Source organism: Pelomonas sp. Root1444 (assembly GCF_001426885.1).
Taxonomy (GTDB): domain Bacteria; phylum Pseudomonadota; class Gammaproteobacteria; order Burkholderiales; family Burkholderiaceae_C; genus Pelomonas.
Genome location: NZ_LMFP01000028.1, coordinates 496,332 through 514,599, shown reverse-complemented (window position 1 = coordinate 514,599; position 18,268 = coordinate 496,332). Strand labels below are relative to the sequence as shown.

Annotated in this window: 18 protein-coding genes; 8 read left to right on the top strand and 10 right to left on the bottom strand. The window is 69.1% G+C overall.

Going from position 1 to position 18,268, the window contains the following annotated elements; genetic code table 11:
- Positions 1-12 precede the first annotated feature (12 nt).
- Positions 13-534: a gluconokinase gene (locus tag ASD35_RS20135; RefSeq protein WP_235538404.1), complete on the bottom strand. Its 522-nt coding sequence runs from the start codon at positions 532-534 to the stop codon at positions 13-15.
- A 233-nt stretch (positions 535-767) separates the two neighbouring features.
- Between ASD35_RS20135 and purL the strand changes: the two genes are divergently transcribed.
- Positions 768-4,721, top strand: a complete 3,954-nt coding sequence (gene purL, locus ASD35_RS20130) for a phosphoribosylformylglycinamidine synthase (protein WP_056876729.1) — start codon at positions 768-770, stop codon at positions 4,719-4,721.
- Here purL and ASD35_RS20125 read toward each other — a convergent pair.
- The 4 genes from ASD35_RS20125 to ASD35_RS20110 all read right to left on the bottom strand — a co-directional run bounded on the left by ASD35_RS20125 (position 4,718) and on the right by ASD35_RS20110 (position 7,616).
- Positions 4,718-5,179, bottom strand: a complete 462-nt coding sequence (locus tag ASD35_RS20125; RefSeq protein ID WP_056876728.1) for an SRPBCC family protein — start codon at positions 5,177-5,179, stop codon at positions 4,718-4,720. The genes purL and ASD35_RS20125 overlap by 4 nt on opposite strands.
- Positions 5,176-5,526: a helix-turn-helix transcriptional regulator gene (locus ASD35_RS20120; RefSeq protein ID WP_056876727.1), complete on the bottom strand. Its 351-nt coding sequence runs from the start codon at positions 5,524-5,526 to the stop codon at positions 5,176-5,178. Before ASD35_RS20120 ends, ASD35_RS20125 begins: the two co-directional genes overlap by 4 nt.
- Positions 5,495-6,169, bottom strand: a complete 675-nt coding sequence (locus tag ASD35_RS20115) for a glutathione S-transferase family protein (RefSeq protein WP_056876726.1) — start codon at positions 6,167-6,169, stop codon at positions 5,495-5,497. Before ASD35_RS20115 ends, ASD35_RS20120 begins: the two co-directional genes overlap by 32 nt.
- A 115-nt stretch (positions 6,170-6,284) precedes the next feature.
- The gene (locus ASD35_RS20110; RefSeq protein ID WP_056876725.1) at positions 6,285-7,616 is read right to left on the bottom strand and encodes an MFS transporter; all 1,332 of its coding nucleotides are present in this window, start codon (positions 7,614-7,616) and stop codon (positions 6,285-6,287) included.
- 114 nt (positions 7,617-7,730) lie between these two features.
- On the opposite strand from ASD35_RS20110, the gene cyoA reads away from it, so the two are divergent.
- Genes cyoA through ASD35_RS20075 form a run of 7 tightly spaced genes read left to right on the top strand, consistent with a single transcriptional unit; the run spans position 7,731 to position 14,497 of the window.
- On the top strand, positions 7,731-8,810 hold the full coding sequence (gene cyoA, locus ASD35_RS20105) for a ubiquinol oxidase subunit II (RefSeq protein WP_056876724.1): 1,080 nt from the start codon (positions 7,731-7,733) through the stop codon (positions 8,808-8,810).
- Between the two features lie 8 nt (positions 8,811-8,818).
- Positions 8,819-10,843: a cytochrome o ubiquinol oxidase subunit I gene (gene cyoB, locus ASD35_RS20100; RefSeq protein WP_056876723.1), complete on the top strand. Its 2,025-nt coding sequence runs from the start codon at positions 8,819-8,821 to the stop codon at positions 10,841-10,843.
- Positions 10,844-10,868: 25 nt separating this feature from the next.
- Positions 10,869-11,489, top strand: a complete 621-nt coding sequence (gene cyoC, locus ASD35_RS20095) for a cytochrome o ubiquinol oxidase subunit III (RefSeq protein WP_056876722.1) — start codon at positions 10,869-10,871, stop codon at positions 11,487-11,489.
- Positions 11,489-11,881 (top strand): cytochrome o ubiquinol oxidase subunit IV, encoded by a 393-nt coding sequence (gene cyoD / locus ASD35_RS20090; protein WP_056876721.1) that lies wholly within the window; start codon positions 11,489-11,491, stop codon positions 11,879-11,881. Before cyoC ends, cyoD begins: the two co-directional genes overlap by 1 nt.
- A gap of 6 nt (positions 11,882-11,887) precedes the next feature.
- A complete protein-coding gene (locus tag ASD35_RS20085; protein WP_056876720.1) occupies positions 11,888-12,598 on the top strand; it encodes an SURF1 family protein in 711 nt (236 codons plus the stop codon).
- Positions 12,598-13,950, top strand: coding sequence for an ATP-binding protein (locus tag ASD35_RS20080; protein ID WP_056876719.1), 1,353 nt, complete (start codon positions 12,598-12,600; stop codon positions 13,948-13,950). The genes ASD35_RS20085 and ASD35_RS20080 overlap by 1 nt, the downstream gene beginning before the upstream one ends.
- Complete coding sequence (locus ASD35_RS20075; RefSeq protein ID WP_056876718.1) at positions 13,937-14,497, top strand: response regulator transcription factor; 561 nt, start codon at positions 13,937-13,939, stop codon at positions 14,495-14,497. The genes ASD35_RS20080 and ASD35_RS20075 overlap by 14 nt, the downstream gene beginning before the upstream one ends.
- Before the next feature lie 18 nt (positions 14,498-14,515).
- On the opposite strand, the gene ASD35_RS20070 is transcribed toward ASD35_RS20075, so the two are convergent.
- The 5 genes from ASD35_RS20070 to ASD35_RS20050 form a co-directional block, all read right to left on the bottom strand.
- The gene (locus ASD35_RS20070; protein WP_082580301.1) at positions 14,516-15,346 is read right to left on the bottom strand and encodes a cyanophycinase; all 831 of its coding nucleotides are present in this window, start codon (positions 15,344-15,346) and stop codon (positions 14,516-14,518) included.
- Positions 15,347-15,442: 96 nt separating this feature from the next.
- Complete coding sequence (locus ASD35_RS20065) at positions 15,443-16,423, bottom strand: LLM class flavin-dependent oxidoreductase (protein WP_056877448.1); 981 nt, start codon at positions 16,421-16,423, stop codon at positions 15,443-15,445.
- 41 nt (positions 16,424-16,464) lie between these two features.
- Positions 16,465-17,331, bottom strand: a complete 867-nt coding sequence (locus ASD35_RS20060; protein WP_056876716.1) for an alpha/beta hydrolase — start codon at positions 17,329-17,331, stop codon at positions 16,465-16,467.
- Between the two features lie 40 nt (positions 17,332-17,371).
- A complete protein-coding gene (locus tag ASD35_RS20055) occupies positions 17,372-17,926 on the bottom strand; it encodes a GNAT family N-acetyltransferase (RefSeq protein ID WP_056876715.1) in 555 nt (184 codons plus the stop codon).
- A complete protein-coding gene (locus ASD35_RS20050) occupies positions 17,923-18,171 on the bottom strand; it encodes a DUF2917 domain-containing protein (protein WP_056876714.1) in 249 nt (82 codons plus the stop codon). The genes ASD35_RS20055 and ASD35_RS20050 overlap by 4 nt, the downstream gene beginning before the upstream one ends.
- Between the last annotated feature and the right edge of the window lie 97 nt (positions 18,172-18,268).

Genomic DNA, 18,268 nt, shown 5'->3' with positions numbered 1-18,268 from the left:
CCCGTCGCGCGGTCAGCGCGGCGCCTCGGTTTGCGGCTGCGCCAGCCAGGTGCAGACCGAGGCGGCGAGTTCGTCCAGCGGTTGCATCGCGTCGAGCCGCAGCACGTCCGGCTCGCCCATCGGCGGCTCCAGCGTCTCGAACTGGCTGTCGATCAGGCTGGCGGCAAAGAAGTGCGCGGCGCGCGCCGACACGCGCCGGCTGGCGTCGGCCTTGTCGATGTGCAGGAAGGCGAAGCGCAAGCCCGCCGAGGCCCCGCGCAGCTGGTCGCGGTATGCGCGCTTGAGTGCCGAGCAGGCGGCCACCGCGCCGGGCTGCTGGCGCAACTGCTCGCACAAGCTGGCCAGCCAGCTGGCGCGGTCGCCATCGGTCAGCGGTTCGCCCTGGGCCATCTTGCGGCGGTTGGACTCGCTGTGGAACAGGTCGCCCTCCAGCCAGGCGCGCCCCAGCCTCTGGGCCACGGCGGCCGCCAGCGTCGATTTGCCGCTGCCCGCGACGCCCATGACGATGAGGGAAGCAGGGGCGGGCTGGGTCATGGGCGGAGTCAAGCGGGGCGGTCGCGGATGGGTTGGACAGCGCTATCCTATTCTCAAAACCGCGCCTGTCGGTCCGTACTTTCCCGCCGACGCTGGGATGCGCCATGTGAACCGAAGCCGGCGTGGTGGAGCGCCTCAGTAGAATCCCGGGCGCCGCACGCCGTCCCTTGCTCCGGGACGGTGCCTCCCGAGAACCGCGTGCCCCGTGCCGCGCCCAGCCTCCTTCGGACTCCATGGCCCTGACCCCGCATCTGACCCATTTCGAGGGCGGCAACGCTCTTTCCGATTTCCGCGCCCGGGCCTTGCTGGCCAGGCTGCAAGAGGTCAGTGCCCGCATCACCGGCATCAGCGCGCGCGCGGTGCACTGGGTCTGGACGGAGGCGCCGCTGGACGCCGAGGCCCGCGAGCGCTTTGCCGCGCTGCTGACCTATGGCGAGCCGGCGGCCGCCGGTGCCGAAGGCGCGCTGGTCGTCGTCACGCCGCGTTTCGGCACGGTCAGCCCCTGGGCGTCCAAGGCCACTGACATCGCCCGCAACTGCGGCCTGTCGCTCAAGCGCGTCGAGCGCGTCGTCGAGTACCGCATCGCGACAAAGACGGGCCTGCTCGGCGGGGCCAAGCCGCTCAGCGCCGACGAGCTGAACGCCTGCGCCGCGCTGCTGCATGACCGCATGACCGAGTCGGCCTGCTTCAGCCGCGAGGACACCGCCCATCTGTTCGACGAGCGCACCGCCCAGCCGCTGGCGCATGTGGACGTGCTGGGCGCCGGCCGCGCGGCGCTGGAGAAGGCCAACGCCGAGTTCGGCCTGGCGCTGTCGGCCGACGAGATCGACTACCTGGAAACCAACTTCAAGAAGCTCGGCCGCAACCCCAGCGATGTCGAGCTGATGATGTTCGCGCAGGCCAACAGCGAGCACTGCCGGCACAAGATCTTCAATGCGAGCTTCACGGTGGACGGCGAGGCGCAGCCACTGAGCCTGTTCGGCATGATCCGCAACACCGAGAAGCTGCATCCGCAGCACACGGTCATCGCCTACTCGGACAACGCGGCCGTCATGGAGGGCCACGCCATCGAGCGCTGGATGCCGGCGCCGCAGCCGGGCGCGGCCTATGTGGCCCGCCCTGAGCAGGCGCAGGTGCTGATGAAGGTGGAGACGCACAACCACCCGACCGCCATCTCGCCCTTCCCGGGCGCGTCCACCGGCGCGGGCGGCGAGATCCGCGACGAAGGCGCCACCGGCCGCGGCTCCAAGCCCAAGGCGGGTCTGACGGGCTTCTCGGTGTCCAACCTGCACCTGCCCGGCCTTGCCGAACCCTGGGAACAACACCCGGTCGGCAAGCCGGCCCACATCGCCTCGGCGCTGCAGATCATGATCGAAGGCCCGCTGGGCGGCGCGGCCTTCAACAACGAGTTCGGCCGGCCCAACCTGGCCGGCTATTTCCGCGTCTTCGAGCAGACCGTCGCCGGCCTGCGCCGCGGCTATCACAAGCCCATCATGATCGCCGGCGGCCTGGGCACGATCCGCTCCGACCTGACGAAGAAGATCGAGTTCCCGGCCGGCACGCTGCTGATCCAGCTCGGCGGCCCCGGCATGCGTATCGGCATGGGCGGCGGCGCCGCGTCGTCGATGGCGGCGGGCACGAACACGGCCGACCTGGACTTCGACTCCGTGCAGCGTGGTAATCCGGAGATCGAGCGTCGCGCGCAGGAGGTCATCAACCACTGCTGGGGCCTCGGGCAAGAGAACCCGGTGCTGGCCATCCACGACGTCGGCGCGGGCGGCATCTCCAACGCCTTCCCCGAGCTGGTGAACGACGCCGGCCGCGGCGCGCGGTTTGATTTGCGCAAGGTGCCGCTGGAGGAGTCGGGCCTGGCGCCCAAGGAGATCTGGTGCAACGAGAGCCAGGAGCGCTACGTGCTGGCCATCGCACCGGAAAGCCTGGACCAGTTCGCCGCGCTGTGCGAACGCGAGCGCTGCCCGTTCGCCGTCGTCGGCGTGACGACCGAGGAGCGTGAGCTCAAGCTCGCCGATGGCGACGATTTCCCCATAGCCATGCCGATGGACGTGCTGCTCGGCAAGCCGCCCAAGACGCAGCGCAACGTGACCCGCGTGGCGCGCGACGGCGGCACGCTGGACCTGACGGGCGTGAAGCTGGAAGAGGCGGCGTTGAACGTGCTGCGCCACCCGACCGTGGCCAACAAGCGCTTCCTCGTCACCATCGGCGACCGCACCGTGGGCGGCCTGAACCACCGCGACCAGATGGTGGGCCCCTGGCAGGTGCCGGTGGCGGACTGCGCCGTCACGCTGGCCGACTTCAAGGGCTTTGCCGGCGAAGCGATGAGCATGGGCGAGCGCACGCCGCTGGCCGCCGTCAACGCACCCGCCTCGGGCCGCATGGCCGTGGCCGAGGCCATCACGAATCTTCTCGCCGCGCCGTTCGAGCTGCCGCGCGTGAAGCTCAGCGCCAACTGGATGGCGGCCTGCGGTGAGGCGGGTGAAGACGCAGCGCTGTTCGACACGGTGAAGGCGGTGGGCATGGAGCTGTGCCCGGCGCTGGGCATCTCCATCCCGGTCGGCAAGGACTCGTTGTCCATGCGCACCAAGTGGGATGCGAACCAGGTCACCGCGCCGGTATCGCTGATCGTCACCGCCTTCGCCAGCATCGCCGACGTGCGCGGCACGCTGACGCCCGAGTGGCAGCGCGAGGACTCGTGCGCCATCCTCGTCGACCTGGGCCAGGGCCAGCACCGCCTGGGCGGCTCCATCCTGACGCAGACGCTGAACCAGTTCGGCAGCGACGTGCCCGACCTGGACGACCCGCAGCTGCTGGTGTCGCTGGTCAACGCGATCAACGAACTGCGCGCCGCGGGCAAGCTGCTGGCCTACCACGACCGCTCCGACGGCGGCCTGTGGGCGGCGGCCTGCGAGATGGCCTTCGCCGGCCAGACCGGCCTGAGCCTCAACGTGGACATGCTGGTCACCGAAGGCGACGGCATCAGCGACAGCCGCGCCGACATGGGCGACTCCAAGAACTGGGCAGCCCAGGTCGGCGCCCGCCGCGAGGAGCTGACGCTGCGCGCGCTGTTCGCCGAGGAACTGGGCGCGCTGATCCAGGTGCGCGCGGCCGACCGCGATGCCGTCATGCAGGTGCTGCGTGCCCATGGCTTGTCCAAGCATTCGCATGTCGTCGCCAAGCCGAACGCGACGCGGCAGATGGAAGTCTGGCGCGATGCGAAGAAGGTCTTCGGCGCCGACCTGACGACGCTGCAGCAGGCCTGGGACGAGGTGAGCTGGCGCATCGCGCAACTGCGCGACAACCCCGCTTGTGCCGACGCCGAACACGCGGCGGCCGGCAAGGCCGACGACCCCGGCCTGCACGTGCACCTGACGTTCGCACCCGAGGCGCCCTTCGTGGCCACCGGCGCGAAGCCGAAGGTGGCCATCCTGCGCGAGCAGGGCGTCAACTCGCATGTCGAGATGGCCTATGCAATGTCGCTGGGCGGCTTCGACAGCTTCGACGTGCACATGAGCGACCTGCAGCGCGGCGCGGTCAAGCTGGACGGCTTCGCGGCCTTCGTCGCCTGCGGCGGCTTCAGCTACGGCGACACGCTGGGCGCTGGCGAAGGCTGGGCGCGCAGCATCATGTTCAACCCGGTGCTGACCGAGCAGTTCCGCGCCTTCTTCTCGCGCTCCGACACGCTGGCGCTGGGCGTCTGCAACGGCTGCCAGATGCTGGCGGCGCTGGCGCCCATCATCCCGGGCGCCGAGGCCTGGCCGCGCTTCACGCGCAACCAGAGCGAGCAGTACGAGGCACGGCTGTCGCTGGTGGAAGTGCTGGCCTCGCCCAGCGTGTTCTTCCAGGGCATGGCCGGCAGCCGGTTGCCGATCGCCGTTGCGCACGGCGAGGGTTTCGCCAACTTCGCGCGCCAGGGCGATGCGGCCAAGGTCATCCCCGCCATGCGCTTCGTCGACCACCACGGCCAGGCGACGGAGGCCTATCCGTTCAACCCGAACGGCAGCCCTGGTGGGTTGACTTCGGTGACGACGCCGGATGGCCGCTTCACCGCGCTGATGCCCCACCCGGAGCGTGTGTTCCGCAACGTGCAGATGAGCTGGACCTCGGGCGACCGCGCCCAGCACAGCCCGTGGCTGCGCATGTTCCAGAACGCCCGCAAGGCGCTCGGTTAAGCAGCGTCGACTTCGAGCAGCAGCCGGTCGAGGCCCTCTTCGGTGCCCCGGCGGCGCTGCTCGATGTCCATGTGACCGTCGAGGTAGGCCAGCTGCTCGGTCAGCTTGATGGTGGATCCGGCCGCCGTGTCCGCGAACTCCACCGTGACCAGCGAGGTCGACAGGGCCTTGCCGTTCGCAGCCATCGAGTAGGCGAACACGATGCGCGCGTTGGCCACGATGTCCAGGAACACCTTGTCGACGGCGAGCCTCGTGCCGTCGGGCAACTGGCTGCGGTAGATCTCGAAGCCGCCAGGGCGGAAGTCCATGCTGAACTCGGTGGCGTTCGTCGCTGCGTGGCAGTCGTTCCAGCGCAGCTTGGTCGCCGGGTCGGCCCAGGCGGCGAACACGCGAGCGGCGGAGGCCTTGAAAGAGCGCTCCAGCACGAAGCTGGTGTGGGTGGCGGAGGTCGCGGTCATGCCTTGTTGTCCTGTTCTGCGAGCAGCGCGTCGAGCGCGTCGAACTGCCGGTGCCACATCGCCTTGCGTTCGGCCACCCAGGCCTCCAGCCCGTTGAAGGCCTCCGGCGCGATGCGGTAGGTGCGCACGCGGCCCGCCTTGTCGGATTCGACCAAGCCGCCAGCCTCCAGCACGGCCAGGTGCTTCAGCGCCGAGGGCAGGCGAAGAGACAGCGGCCTGGCAAGGTCGGACACCGACGCCGGCCCGCGCGCCAGCTGGTCCACCATCGCGCGGCGGTTGCCGTCGGCCAGCGCGGCGAAGAGGCCGTCGAGCCGCTCAGTCGGCGAGGAAGCGTGCGGGGAGGGCATGGCGCAGCGGGTAGTACTGGAAGACCGGGCGGGCCTCGACGATGCAGCGCCACACCGACGGGCGGGCGAGCAGGCGCTCGAAGTAGGCGGCGAGCCGCGTGTGTTCGGGCGAGAACGGCCGCACGATGGCGGCGTAGAACAGCGCCGGGGCGGCAGCGCAATCGGCCATGCTGAAGGCCTCGCCGGCTGCCCAGGCGCGGCTGCCCAGGCGGCTTTCGATGAGGTCGTAGGCCAGCCCCAGGTCGTTGACGGTGCCGCTCAGCGTGGCCGCATCGCGCTCGGCCTCGGGGCGCAGCTGTTGGGCGATGAAGCGCTGCATGGGCGTCATCACATGCAGGTCGAACACGCGGTCCCAGAGGCGCACCTCCAGCCGCGCGTCGGCATCCTCGGGTAGCAGCCGCAGCGGGCCGGGATGGTGGTGGTCCAGGTACTCGATCTGTATCGAGGTCTCGGGCACCACGCGCTCACCGTCGACCAGCAGCGGGATCTTGGCCGTGGGCCACAGCGCCGCGTAGGCGGCGCGTTCCCCGGGGTCGCCGAGATTGACCGTGCGGGCCTGGAAGGGCGTGCCGTTCTCGTACAGCGCGATCAAGACCTTCCAGCAGTAGGAGGACAGCGGGTGGTAGTAAAGCGTCAAGGTCATGTGCAGCTCTTCAGTTTCCGATTCGGCGAAGTGTACGGAAACTTTCCACAAAAGGAAACTGTTCGGGCAAAACAAAGGCGGGCCAGGCCCGCCTTGCGAAGCGTCGCGCGGTGCTTCAGTCCTGCACCACCGCCGCCGCCTGCAGCCGCTTGTTCACCCGCAGGGCCAGCAGCGTGCAGACGACGCCCGACAGCAGGTAGACGCTGACCGAGCCCAGCCCGAAGCGCGAGGACAGGAACAGCACGACCACCGGTGCGAAGGCCGCGCCGAGCAGCCAGGCCATGTCGGCCGTCAACGCCGCGCCGGTGTATCGGAAGTGCGGCAGGAAGTTGGACGTCACCGAGCCGGCGGACTGGCCGTAGGACAGGCCCAGCAGCACGAAGCCGATCAGGATGAAGGCCGCCTGGCCGGGCTTGCCACCGCCCAACATCAGCGGGGCGAACAGCGCGAACACGCCGATGGCGATGGCCAGCGTGCCCAGGAAGCTGCGGCGGCCCATCCGGTCGGCGATCAGGCCGGACATCGGCATGGCAACCGCGGCGAAGGCGGCACCCAGCAGTTCCATCTTCATGAAGTCCTCGACGCCCTGGTCGGAGAACAGGGCCACCCAGGACAGCGGGAACACCGTCACGAGATGGAAAAGCGCATAGCTGGCCAGCGCGGCAAAGGCACCGATGACGATGTGCTGGCCCTGGGCCGGCAGCAGCTCGCTCAGGTGCGCCGGGTCCAGTTCATGCTCCTCCATGCGCTTCTCGTACTCATGCGTGACGACCAGGCGCAGGCGGGCGAACAGCGCGACGACGTTGATCGCGAAGGCCGTGAAGAAGGGGAAGCGCCAGCCCCAGGACAGGAAATCCTTGGCATCCAGGCTGCTGTAGACGTACAGGAACACGCCCGAGGCCACGAAGAAGCCCAGCGGCGCGCCGAGCTGGCCCAGCATGGCGTACCAGCCGCGGCGGTCCGGCGGGGCGTTCAAGGCGAGCAGCGAGGGCAGGCCGTCCCATGAGCCGCCCAGCGCCAGCCCCTGGCCGATCCGGCACAGCGTCAGCAACAGAATGGCCGTGCTGCCCGCCTCGGTGAAGCTGGGCAGCAGCCCCATGGCGACCGTGGAGCTGCCGAGCAGGAACAGGGCGGCGGTCAGCTTGGTCGAGCGGCTGAAGCGACGCTGGATCTCCATGCCGATCAGCGTGCCCAGCGGCCGCACGACGAAGGCCAGCGCGAACACCAGGAAGGCGTACAGGGTGCCGGTCAGCGGTTCCACGAACGGGAAAAACACCTTCGGGAAGACCAGCACAGAGGCGATGCCGAAGACGAAGAAGTCGAAATACTCCGAGGCCCGGCCGATGATGACGCCGACGGCGATGTCGCCGGGCGCGAGATCTTCGTCGGTGCGCGTCGTGAACGGGCCGGATTGCGGGGTCTGGAAGGTACTGCTTGCGCTTGCCATTTCGGGCTTGTCTCCGTCGGTGACTAGGACAAAATGTCCAATCGTTGATTTGGCTCAATCAACTTACATTCCCGTTCCACGTGCAAGATCGTTAACCCTTGCGCGCCACTCAGGATGTACCCCAACAAGTCTCTCCCTTCTCGCGTCCTGGCTTTGTCAGCCAGCTTCGCTTTGTGCGGCTGTGATTGGGTGGTGATGAAGCCCCACGGCGACATCGCGCAGCAGCAGGCGCAGCTCATCGTCACCTCCACGCTGCTGATGCTGCTGATCATCGTGCCGGTGATCGCGCTGACGCTGTTCTTTGCCTACCGTTACCGGCAGTCCAACGCCGAGGCGACGTATGCGCCGGACTGGGACCATTCCACCCGGCTCGAGCTCGTCATCTGGGGCGCGCCGCTGCTGATCATCATCGCGCTGGGCGCGATCACCTGGATCAGCACGCACAAGCTGGACCCCTTCCGCCCGCTGGACCGCATCGCCGCTGACAGGCCGCTGCCGGCCGACGTCAAGCCGCTGGAGGTCTACGCCGTCTCCATGGACTGGAAGTGGCTGTTCATTTACCCGGAGCAGGGCATCGCGACCGTCAACGAGATGGCCGCGCCGGTGGATCGCCCGATCCACTTCCGCTTCACGTCGACGTCGGTGATGAACACCTTCTACGTGCCTGCGCTGGCCGGCATGATCTACACCATGCCCGGCATGGAGACCCAACTGCACGCGGTCATCAACAAGCCCGGCGTCTATGACGGCCTGTCGGCCAACTACAGCGGCGCCGGCTTCTCGGACATGCGCTTCAAGTTCCATGGCCTCTCCAGCGAGGAGTTCGAGCGCTGGGTCGCCGCGGGCAAGGGCGCCGGCAACACGCTGACTCGTGCCGATTACCTGAAGCTCGAACAGCCCAGCGCCAAGGAGCCGGTGCGCCGTTTCGCCAGCGTCGAGCCGGGCCTGTGGGGTGCCATCGTCGACCGCTGCGTCGACGGCAAGAAGATGTGCGCCAGCCAGATGATGGCCATCGACGCCGCCGGTGGTGCCGGCAAGGGCGGGCTGGCCAGCACGATGCGCAGTGCCTGGCGCGATGCCGGAGGCGCCCAGCGCGAGCGCATCGTCGTTGCCGCGCTCTGCACGCCGACCAATCCGCTGGGTCTGCCCGTTGAGGTCGAAGCCGGCCAAGCGGCCGCCACGCTGAAGAACTGAGTCCGCCGATGTCCAATGCCGTAGTTGCGCAGCACCAGGCTGCCAGTCAGCTTCACCCCGTCCTGGGCCGTCTCGGCTGGGACGCGATTCCGCTGCACGAACCCATCCTGCTCGCGACCTTCGTGGCCGTCGTGCTGGGCGGCGTGTTCGTGTTCGCCCTGATCACCAAGTTCCGCCTGTGGGGCCATCTGTGGCGCGACTGGATCACCAGCATCGACCACAAGAAGATCGGCATCATGTACGTCATCCTCGGCGTGGTGATGCTGCTGCGCGGCTTCGCCGACGCGATCATGATGCGCGCCCACCAGGCCATGGCCTTCGGCGACAACGCCGGCTTCCTGCCGCCGCACCACTACGACCAGATCTTCACGGCGCACGGCGTCATCATGATTTTCTTCGTCGCCATGCCGCTGGTGACGGGCTTCATGAACTACGTCGTGCCGCTGCAGATCGGCGCCCGCGACGTGGCCTTCCCGTTCCTGAACAACTTCAGCTTCTGGATGACCGCCGGCGGCGCCGGGCTGATCATGGCCTCGCTGTTCATCGGCGAGTTCGCCAAGACCGGCTGGCTGGCCTATCCGCCGCTGTCCGGCATCCTGGCCAGCCCGGACGTGGGGGTGGACTACTACCTCTGGGCGCTGCAGATCGCAGGGGTGGGCACGACGCTGTCCGGCATCAACCTGATCGCCACCATCATCAAGATGCGTGCGCCCGGCATGACCATGATGAAGATGCCCGTCTTCACCTGGACGTCGCTGTGCACCAACGTGCTGATCGTCGCCACCTTCCCGGTGCTGGCCGCGACGCTGGCGCTGCTGACCGCCGACCGCTACCTCGGCACCAACTTCTTCACCAACGACCTCGGCGGCAACGCCATGCTTTACGTGAACCTGATCTGGATCTGGGGCCACCCCGAGGTCTACATCCTGGTGCTGCCGGTGTTCGGCATCTTCTCCGAGGTGGTGTCCACCTTCAGCCGCAAGAAGCTGTTCGGCTACGCCTCCATGGTGTATGCGACGGTCGTCATCACCATCCTGTCGTACCTGGTGTGGCTGCACCACTTCTTCACGATGGGCTCCGGCGCCAGCGTCAACAGCTTCTTCGGCATCACGACGATGATCATCTCGATCCCGACGGGCGCCAAGATCTTCAACTGGCTGTTCACGATGTACCGCGGCCGCATCCAGTTCGAGGTGCCGATGCTGTGGACCGTGGGCTTCATGGTCACCTTCACGATCGGCGGCATGACCGGCGTGCTGCTGGCCGTGCCGGCGGCGGACTTCGTGCTGCACAACAGCCTGTTCCTGATCGCCCACTTCCACAACGTCATCATCGGCGGCGTCGTGTTCGGCCTGTTCGCCGGCATCAACTACTGGTTCCCCAAGGCCTTCGGCTTCCGCCTGGACGCCTTCTGGGGCAAGGTCTCGTTCTGGTGCTGGTTCATCGGCTTCTGGGTCGCGTTCGCGCCGCTGTACGTGCTGGGCCTGATGGGCGTGACCCGCCGCGTCAGCCACTTCGACGACCCGTCGCTGCAGATCTGGTTCGTCATCGCCGCAGTCGGCGCCGGCATCATCGCTTTGGGCATCGCGGCCTTCCTGGTCCAGATCGCCGTCAGCGTGCTGCGCCGCAAGCAGCTGCGCGACGTGACCGGCGACATCTGGGGCGGCCGCACGCTGGAGTGGTCCACGGCCTCGCCGCCGCCGGACTACAACTTCGCCTTCACGCCCATCGCCCACGAGATGGACGCCTGGTACGACATGAAGAAACGCGGCGCCGAGCGTCCGCTGAAGGGCTTCGTGTCCATCCACATGCCGAAGAACACCGGCGCCGGTTTCATCATCGCGATGCTGGCCACGGTGATGGGCTTCGCGCTGGTCTGGCAGATGTACTGGGTCGCCGGCCTGACGTTCGCCGCTACCGTCATCGCGGCCATCGTGCACACCTTCAACTACGACCGCGACTACCACATCCCAGCCGAGGCTGTGACGCGCGCCGAAGACGAGCGCACCCGCGTGCTCGCCGCCGCAGCCTGACCGGAGCACCGACATGACTGCAAGCATGACCGCTCCCTCGAACGGCGCCCCGGTCGCTGCCACCGTTTTCTACGACACCGGCGACCACCATCCGCCCGGCAGCACCATGCTGGGCTTCTGGCTCTACCTGATGAGCGACTGCCTCATCTTCGCCGTGCTGTTCGCCGTCTACGCCGTGCTGGGCCGCAGCTACGCGGCCGGCCCCTCGGGCGCCGACCTGTTCGACCTGCCGCTGGTGGCCGCCAACACCGCGCTGCTGCTGTTCTCGTCCATCACCTACGGCTTCGCGATGATCGGCATGCAGGCGCGCCGCAAGGGCCAGGTGCTGGCGTGGCTGGCCATCACGGGCCTGTTCGGCCTGGGCTTCCTGGGCATCGAGCTCTACGAGTTCCACCACCTCATCCACGAGGGCGCCGGCCCGCAGCGCAGCGCCTTCCTGTCCAGCTTCTTCACGCTGGTCGGCACGCACGGCCTGCACGTCACCTTCGGCTGCGTCTGGCTCGTCACGCTGATGGTGCAGGTGCAAAAGCTCGGCCTCACGCCCGCCAACCGCCGCCGCCTGATGTGCCTGTCGATGTTCTGGCACTTCCTGGACGTCGTCTGGATCGGCGTCTTCACCTTCGTCTACCTGATGGGAGTGCTGTGATGGCTGCCCACAACCACGACAACCACGCCCACGACGATCACCTGGACGGCGAGGAAGACTTCCACGTCAGCTACAAGGGCTACGCGACCGGCTTCATCCTGTCCGTCATCCTGACCGCCATCCCGTTCTGGCTGGTCATGGCCAAGGTGCTGCCCAGCCCCAAGATGACCGGCTTCGTCATCCTCGGCTTCGCGGCGGTGCAGATGGTCGTGCACATGATTTACTTCCTGCACATGAACGCCAAGGTCGAGGGCGGCTGGTCCATGCTGGCGCTGCTGTTCACGGTGGCCCTGGTCGTCATCATGCTGGCCGGCTCGGTCTGGGTCATGTACCACATGAACACCAACATGATGCCCACGCCCGATCCTGCGGCCATGCGCAACATGCCCTGATCGGGTATGGGCCGCGCCGCACGAATTGCGCTGATCGTTGGCGCGGCGCTGGCCAGCCTGGGTTTCCTGGCGCTGACCTGCTGGCAGGTCCAACGCCTCAGCTGGAAGCTCGATCTCATCGAACGCGTCGAGGCGCGGCTGAAGGCGGAGCCCGTCGCTCCTCCGGCGGTTTCCACCGAGGTCACGAAGGCCGACGAATACCGCCGGCTGCGCCTGCGTGGCCAATTCGAGCCGCGCGAGGTGCTGGTGCAGGCCACCACCGAACTCGGCGGCGGCTACTGGGTCATCGCACCGCTGCGTCTGGACGACGGCCGCACCGTCCTCGTCAACCGCGGCTTCGTGCCGCCGGAGCAGCGCGCGCCTGAACTGCACGCGGCGCCTGCCGGCACCGTCGAGCTGACCGGCCTGCTGCGGCTGTCCGAGCCTGGCGGCGGCCCGCTGCGGCAGAACATGCCCGCCGAGGGGCGTTGGTATTCGCGCGACGTGGCCGGCATTGCGGCCCAGCTCGCGCTCACCGGCCCGGTCGCCCCGTTCTTCGTCGACGAGTCCGCCGACGCCGCCCAGCCGCGCCGCTGGCCGCGCCCCGGGCTGACGGTGCTGCGCTTCACCAACAATCACGCCGTCTACGCCGCCACCTGGCTGGCGCTTGCGGCCATGGCCGCAGTCGCGGCCGGCTACCTGGTGCGCGAGGAACGCCGCCGGAGCCCCTCCCATTGATGCCTGACCTCACGCTCACGCCGGCGCCGCCGGAGCCCGTGGCCGCCGCGCCGGAGCGTCGCGCGGGCCGCGCCAATGTGCGCCAGCTGATCGAGCTGCGCTGGCTGGCCGTCGTCGGCCAGCTCGCCACGGTGCTGGTGGTGCACCAGGTGTTCGACATCGCGCTGCCCTGGGCCGAGATGCTCGGCCTGCTCGGCATCCTCATCGCGTTCAACCTGTTCAGCCTGTGGCGCAACCGGCTGGCGAAGCCGGTGTCGCAGGTCGAGCTGTGCATCGCGCTGCTCGTCGACGTCGGCGTGTTGACCGGCCAGCTCTATCTCGCGGGCGGCAGCGACAACCCCTTCATCTACCTCTACCTGCTGCAGGTGGCCGTCGCGTCGGTGCTGCTGCGGCCAGGCTACCTGTGGGCCATCGTGCTGAGCACGCTGACCGGCTTCGTCGTGCTCACGCAATGGCACCGGCCGCTGCTGCTGGACCCGTCGGCGCCCACGACGCTGTCGCCCAACTACCTCGGCGGCCTGCTGCTGTGCTTCGTGCTGAACGTGGCTCTGCTGACCGTGTTCATCGTGCGCATCAACCGCAACCTGCGCCAGCGTGATGCCGAGCTGGCCGAGCTGCGCCAACGCGCCGCCGAGGAGGTGCACATCGTGCGCATGGGCCTGCTCGCCAGCGGCGCCGCGCACGAGCTGGGCACGCCGCTGGCCACGCTCAGCGTCATCCTCGGCGACTGGGCCCACATGGCGCCGTTTGCCGGCGAGCCCGAGCTGCGCGAGGAGATCGAGGAGATGCAGCGCCAGATCCTGCGCTGCAAGGCCATCGTCACCGGCATCCTGATGTCGGCCGGCGAGATGCGTGGCGAGGCGCCGCGGCTGACGGCGCTGCAGGCCTTCATCGACGGCCTGGCGCGGCACTGGCGCGCCGCACACCCAGGCGTCGAACTGGTGCTGCGCAGCGAAGGCCTGCCCGACGTGGAGATCATCTCGGACAGCGCGCTGCAACAGGTCGTCGGCAACCTGCTAGACAACGCCGCCGAGGCCGCGCCGGGCACGTTGCTCACCTTGGTTGCGACCTGCCCGGACGAGGAGACGCTCTCCCTGAGCGTGCTCGACGAAGGTCCCGGCTTCGATGCCGAGCGGCTCAAGCACTTCGGCGAGCCGTACCAGAGCAGCAAGGGTCAACCCGGCCGCGGCATGGGCCTGTTCCTGTCCGTCAACGTCGCGCGCACATTGGGCGGGCGGCTGGAGGCGCGCAACCGCAACGAGAACGGTGAGCGCAGCGGCGCCGAGGTCGTGCTGACGCTGCCGCTGGCCTCACTGCTGCCGCGACAATCCCTCCCCGATGCCGACCGTTGACGAAGACCGCCTCCTGCTGATCGTCGAGGACGATGACAGCTTTGCCCGCACGCTGAGCCGCTCCTTCGAGCGCCGCGGCTGGCGCGTGCTGCGCGCCACCGGCCTGGACGACATGAAGGCCCTGCTCGATGAGCTGCCCGAGGACGAGGAACTGGGCCACGCCGTCGTCGACCTCAAGCTCGCCGGCGGCGCCTCCGGCCTGGCCTGCGTGCAGGCGTTGCACGGCTGGGACCCCGAAGTGCTGATCGTCGTGCTGACCGGCTACGCCAGCATCGCCACCGCCGTGGAGGCGATCAAGCTCGGCGCCTGCCACTACCTCGCCAAACCGGCCAACACCGACGACATCGAGGCCGCGTTCGCGCGCAAGCAGGGCGACGCCGAGGTCGAGGTGACCCAGCGCCAGACCGCATCCATCAAGACGCTGGAGTGGGAGCGCATCCATGAGGTGCTGGCCGAGACCGACTTCAACATCAGCGAGACCGCCCGGCGCCTGGGCATGCACCGGCGCACGCTGGCGCGCAAGCTCGAGAAGCAGCGTATCAAGTAGCGCTGACAGGCCGCCTGCCTATGGCACCAAAGCGGCGAATGCGCTGGACGCCGACTTCGACCTGAACGTCACCCCCGCTTCGGCACGATGGAAGCTCACATGGCGCAGCGACACCAATGGCTCGCCTTTGCCCACCACGTGCGCGTTGCGGCAATCCACCAGCGTGACGGAGCCGCTGCCCACCACCTTCAGTGAGTCGCCCAGCCGGATGATCGCCGCCGTGTCTTCGTCGATGCCCATGCCGATGAGGCCGCCGTGCCGGCTGGACAGATCCATCAGTCGGGCCAGTCGCCGACGCTGCGAGAAGTGCTGGTCGATGACGACACCAGGCAGGAAAGCCAGCCCCCTCGGGAGCGGGTCGTCGGACAGGTCGAGCAGGGTGGCGCTCTCCTCGCTGGCATCGCCGCCTGGCATCCACACGCCGAGAATGGAGGCGCCGGCGCTGGTCCCCGCGACCACGAGCCCGTCGTCGCGCTGCCGACGCAGGAGGACACGGTGGGTGGAGGTGCCATGCAGCAGCCCGGCCAGGCGTTCCTGATCGCCGCCGGTCACGAACAGCAGGTGCAGCTTGGCAAGTTGCTCCAGCCGCTTCGGGCACTCCGCGTCCGCACGGGAACGGATATCCACCCAGCACACGTCGGCGCCGAGCCCTTCGAACGCCTCGCGATACGTCTGCCACAAGCGCGACGGCTCGCGACTGGCGGCCGTCAGGACACCGACGGACGGTCTTGGGCCACCCTCCGCGGCTGCAAGCGCTGCCTTCAGGACCTCCTTCCCGTGAGTCCTGTCTTCATTGCCGCCTATGGCGACGAGGGCGCCGCTGCGGCGTGCGTCATTCGTTGTTTGCATGTCGTGCTGATGTCGGTCGATGAGCCAGTGACATGGCAATCGAAATGCCAGCAAGCAAGGCACGGCGCCGGCAGAGGGCGTCGCGCCGTCGCTGGCTCAGAGCCGCGCCAGCAATTCGTAGGAGCGCCGCCGCAGCGCATGGTCGTGCACGGCGCAGGCGACGATGAACTCATCCGCCTGCGTGCGCTCGCGCGTGGCGGCCAAACCGGCACGCACCGTCTGCGGCGAGCCCACGACGGACTCGCTCAGCATGCGCTCCACCTGCATGCGCTCGGCCGGTGACCACAGCGCTTCCATGCTGGGCACCGGCTCGGGCAGCTTGCCGCGCCGGCCACGCACCATGCCGAGGAAGCGCTGCTGTGCCGACGTGAACAGGAATTGCGCCTCTTCGTCGGTCGGCGCGACGACGACGTTCAGCCCCACCATCGCATGCGGCTTCGGGTGGCGGGCGCTGGGCTTGTAGGTGGCGCGGTAGACCTGCAGCGCCTGCATCAGCATCTCCGGCGCGAAGTGCGACGCGAACGCGAACGGCAGGCCGAGGTAGGCGGCGAGCTGGGCGCTGTAGAGGCTGGAGCCCAGCAGCCAGATGGGCACCCCGGTGCCCTGGCCCGGCACGGCGCGCACGGCGGCGTCGTTGCTCACCGGCCCGAGATAGCCCTGCAGCTCCAGCACGTCATTCGGAAAGGCGTCTTCGCCCGTGGACTCCAGGCTGCGGCGCAGCGCGCGCATCGTCGGGCGGTCGGTGCCGGGCGCGCGGCCCAGGCCCAGGTCGATGCGGCCGGGGAACAGCTCGGCCAGCGTGCCGAACTGCTCGGCAATCGTCAGCGGCGCATGGTTGGGCAGCATGATGCCGCCCGCGCCGACGCGGATGCGCGTGGCCGCCGCCGCCAGCTGGCCGATCAGCACGGCGGTGGCCGAGCTGGCCACGCCCTCCATGTTGTGGTGTTCGGCGACCCAGTAGCGCGTGTAGCCCAGCGTATCGGCCAGCCGCACGAGGTCCAGGCTGTTCAGCAGCGCTTCGCGGGTGGTGGCGCCTTCGACGACGGGCGCCAGGTCGAGGATGGAAAGCGGGGGCAGGGCGGTCATGTGGCTATCTTGCCGGCCGGCGCTTGGCCCCGTCAGCCCGGGGGCTTGCGCAGATGTGATTGCAGCCAGGGCAGGAGGCGTGCCCGGTACGCGGCGGTGTCGTAGTCGTGCAGGTCCACGTGCGCGGCGCCCTGCACCGCCCACAAGGCCTTGGGTTCGGGCGCGGCGGCGAAAAGCTGCTCGGTCTCCGGCCAGCGGGTGTGCAGGTCCTCGGTGCCGGAGGCCACCAGCAGCGGGGCACGCACGCCCGGCATGGCGGCGATGGGACGCAGGTCCTGCACGCCGAACTCCAGCCGCAGCGGGATCTGCATCAGCAGCAGCGGCGCCACCCACACGCCCGCGCCGCCCAGCCGCATGGCGAGGCGGTCCTGCACGGCGTCGGTGATGGTCGGGTAGACGGACTCCAGCACCAGCGCATCCAGCTCCGGCTGGCGGTCGGCAACCAGCAGTGCTGCGCCGCCGAGCGACACGCCGATGGCGCCGATCTTCTCGCCCGGCAGCCGTGCGCGCAGCCAGGCCAACGCCGCCTGCGCACCCGGCGCCTCGCGACGGCCGAAGGTGATGCGGTCACCGCTGCTTTCGCCATGCGAGGGCAGGTCCACCAGCAGGCTGGCGATGCCCTCCTGCTGCAGCCAGCGGGCGCGCGCCAGCATCTGCAGCCGGTTGCCACGCACGCCGTGCAACAGCAGCACGGCGCCTTCGCCGGCGCGGCCGGGCAGGAACCAGCCGCTGACCTGCCGGCCGTCGCCGTAGGCCATGTGCACGACCTCGGCTTGAAGACCGGCAGGCGGCGGGCCGATGCGTGCGTGCGCCGGCCGCGTCAGCAGTTCGCCGGCTGCCAGGCTCAGCAGCAGCGTGCCGGCGGCGAGCGCAAGGCCGGTGAAGAGGAGTCGTCGCATGCCCGCATGATCGCCCGGGCCGGCGCAGCGCCCCGGGGGCTCAGAGGGTCAGCACCGCACGCACCAGCTGCGGGCCGTCGGGATGCGCCTGCAGCCTCGCGCCCAACTCGCGCATCAGCGCCAGCATGCGGCGGTTCTCCGCCAGCACCTCGCCGTACAGCCGCTGCACGCCCTGGCGTCGCGCCTCCCTGGCGAGATGGGCGACGAGCCGGCGCCCCAGCCCGCGGCCCTGCCAGTCGTCGGCGACGGCGAGCGCGAATTCGGCCGTTGCCGGCTCGGCCGGGTCGCGCACATAGCGCGCGTCGGCAACGACCGGCCGGCCCGGCGCTTCGGCCTCGACCACCCAGGCGCGGTGCAGCCGCTGGTCGACATCGGTCAGCAGCTTCAGCAGCGCCGGGCTCAGCTCGCGCAGGCCGAAGTGGAAGCGCTGATGGCGCGAATCCAGCGACAGCCCGTTGAAGAAGGCCTTCTCGGCGCCGACGTCGCCGGGGCGCAGCTGGCGCAGGTGGGCGATGCGGCCGCCGGCCAGGGCCCAGCGCTCGCTGTCGAGCGCAGCGTCGGGAGCGGCGGTCTGCGGGGCGAGCAGCCGGTTCATGCGCGGGCCTCAACGGGTCTCAGGTCCAGCACGGCGGGGCCGCTCAGCGCACTGACCGTGACCGCCTCGCTGCTGCGTACGGTGAAACCCTGGCCCGGCTCCAGGATGATGTCCCGCGCGTCGTGGTCGATGGTGACCCATAGCGTGCCGCTGGCGCTGGACAGGTGGGTTGCACGCGCGCCGGCCAGGCGCGAGGTCTGGCCCCGTTGCAGCAGCATGCGGGTGTGGGCAGTGGCGGTCAGCATGGTGTGCTCCTGTCGGGCCAGGGTGGCATGCCGGGTTGGCATGCTTGCGTTGGGGCCGTCTGGCGCGGATAGTGGCGCTTCGGTCGCGAGCCGACAA

What these genes read in the sequence shown, in the direction of transcription:
- ASD35_RS20135 (WP_235538404.1), bottom strand. Translation starts at nt 534, where the DNA reads ATGACCCAGCCCGCCCCTGCTTCCCTCATCGTCATGGGCGTCGCGGGC.
- purL (WP_056876729.1), top strand. Translation starts at nt 768, where the DNA reads ATGGCCCTGACCCCGCATCTGACCCATTTCGAGGGCGGCAACGCTCTT.
- ASD35_RS20125 (WP_056876728.1), bottom strand. Translation starts at nt 5,179, where the DNA reads ATGACCGCGACCTCCGCCACCCACACCAGCTTCGTGCTGGAGCGCTCT.
- ASD35_RS20120 (WP_056876727.1), bottom strand. Translation starts at nt 5,526, where the DNA reads ATGCCCTCCCCGCACGCTTCCTCGCCGACTGAGCGGCTCGACGGCCTC.
- ASD35_RS20115 (WP_056876726.1), bottom strand. Translation starts at nt 6,169, where the DNA reads ATGACCTTGACGCTTTACTACCACCCGCTGTCCTCCTACTGCTGGAAG.
- ASD35_RS20110 (WP_056876725.1), bottom strand. Translation starts at nt 7,616, where the DNA reads ATGGCAAGCGCAAGCAGTACCTTCCAGACCCCGCAATCCGGCCCGTTC.
- cyoA (WP_056876724.1), top strand. Translation starts at nt 7,731, where the DNA reads ATGTACCCCAACAAGTCTCTCCCTTCTCGCGTCCTGGCTTTGTCAGCC.
- cyoB (WP_056876723.1), top strand. Translation starts at nt 8,819, where the DNA reads ATGTCCAATGCCGTAGTTGCGCAGCACCAGGCTGCCAGTCAGCTTCAC.
- cyoC (WP_056876722.1), top strand. Translation starts at nt 10,869, where the DNA reads ATGACCGCTCCCTCGAACGGCGCCCCGGTCGCTGCCACCGTTTTCTAC.
- cyoD (WP_056876721.1), top strand. Translation starts at nt 11,489, where the DNA reads ATGGCTGCCCACAACCACGACAACCACGCCCACGACGATCACCTGGAC.
- ASD35_RS20085 (WP_056876720.1), top strand. Translation starts at nt 11,888, where the DNA reads ATGGGCCGCGCCGCACGAATTGCGCTGATCGTTGGCGCGGCGCTGGCC.
- ASD35_RS20080 (WP_056876719.1), top strand. Translation starts at nt 12,598, where the DNA reads ATGCCTGACCTCACGCTCACGCCGGCGCCGCCGGAGCCCGTGGCCGCC.
- ASD35_RS20075 (WP_056876718.1), top strand. Translation starts at nt 13,937, where the DNA reads ATGCCGACCGTTGACGAAGACCGCCTCCTGCTGATCGTCGAGGACGAT.
- ASD35_RS20070 (WP_082580301.1), bottom strand. Translation starts at nt 15,346, where the DNA reads ATGCAAACAACGAATGACGCACGCCGCAGCGGCGCCCTCGTCGCCATA.
- ASD35_RS20060 (WP_056876716.1), bottom strand. Translation starts at nt 17,331, where the DNA reads ATGCGACGACTCCTCTTCACCGGCCTTGCGCTCGCCGCCGGCACGCTG.
- ASD35_RS20055 (WP_056876715.1), bottom strand. Translation starts at nt 17,926, where the DNA reads ATGAACCGGCTGCTCGCCCCGCAGACCGCCGCTCCCGACGCTGCGCTC.
- ASD35_RS20050 (WP_056876714.1), bottom strand. Translation starts at nt 18,171, where the DNA reads ATGCTGACCGCCACTGCCCACACCCGCATGCTGCTGCAACGGGGCCAG.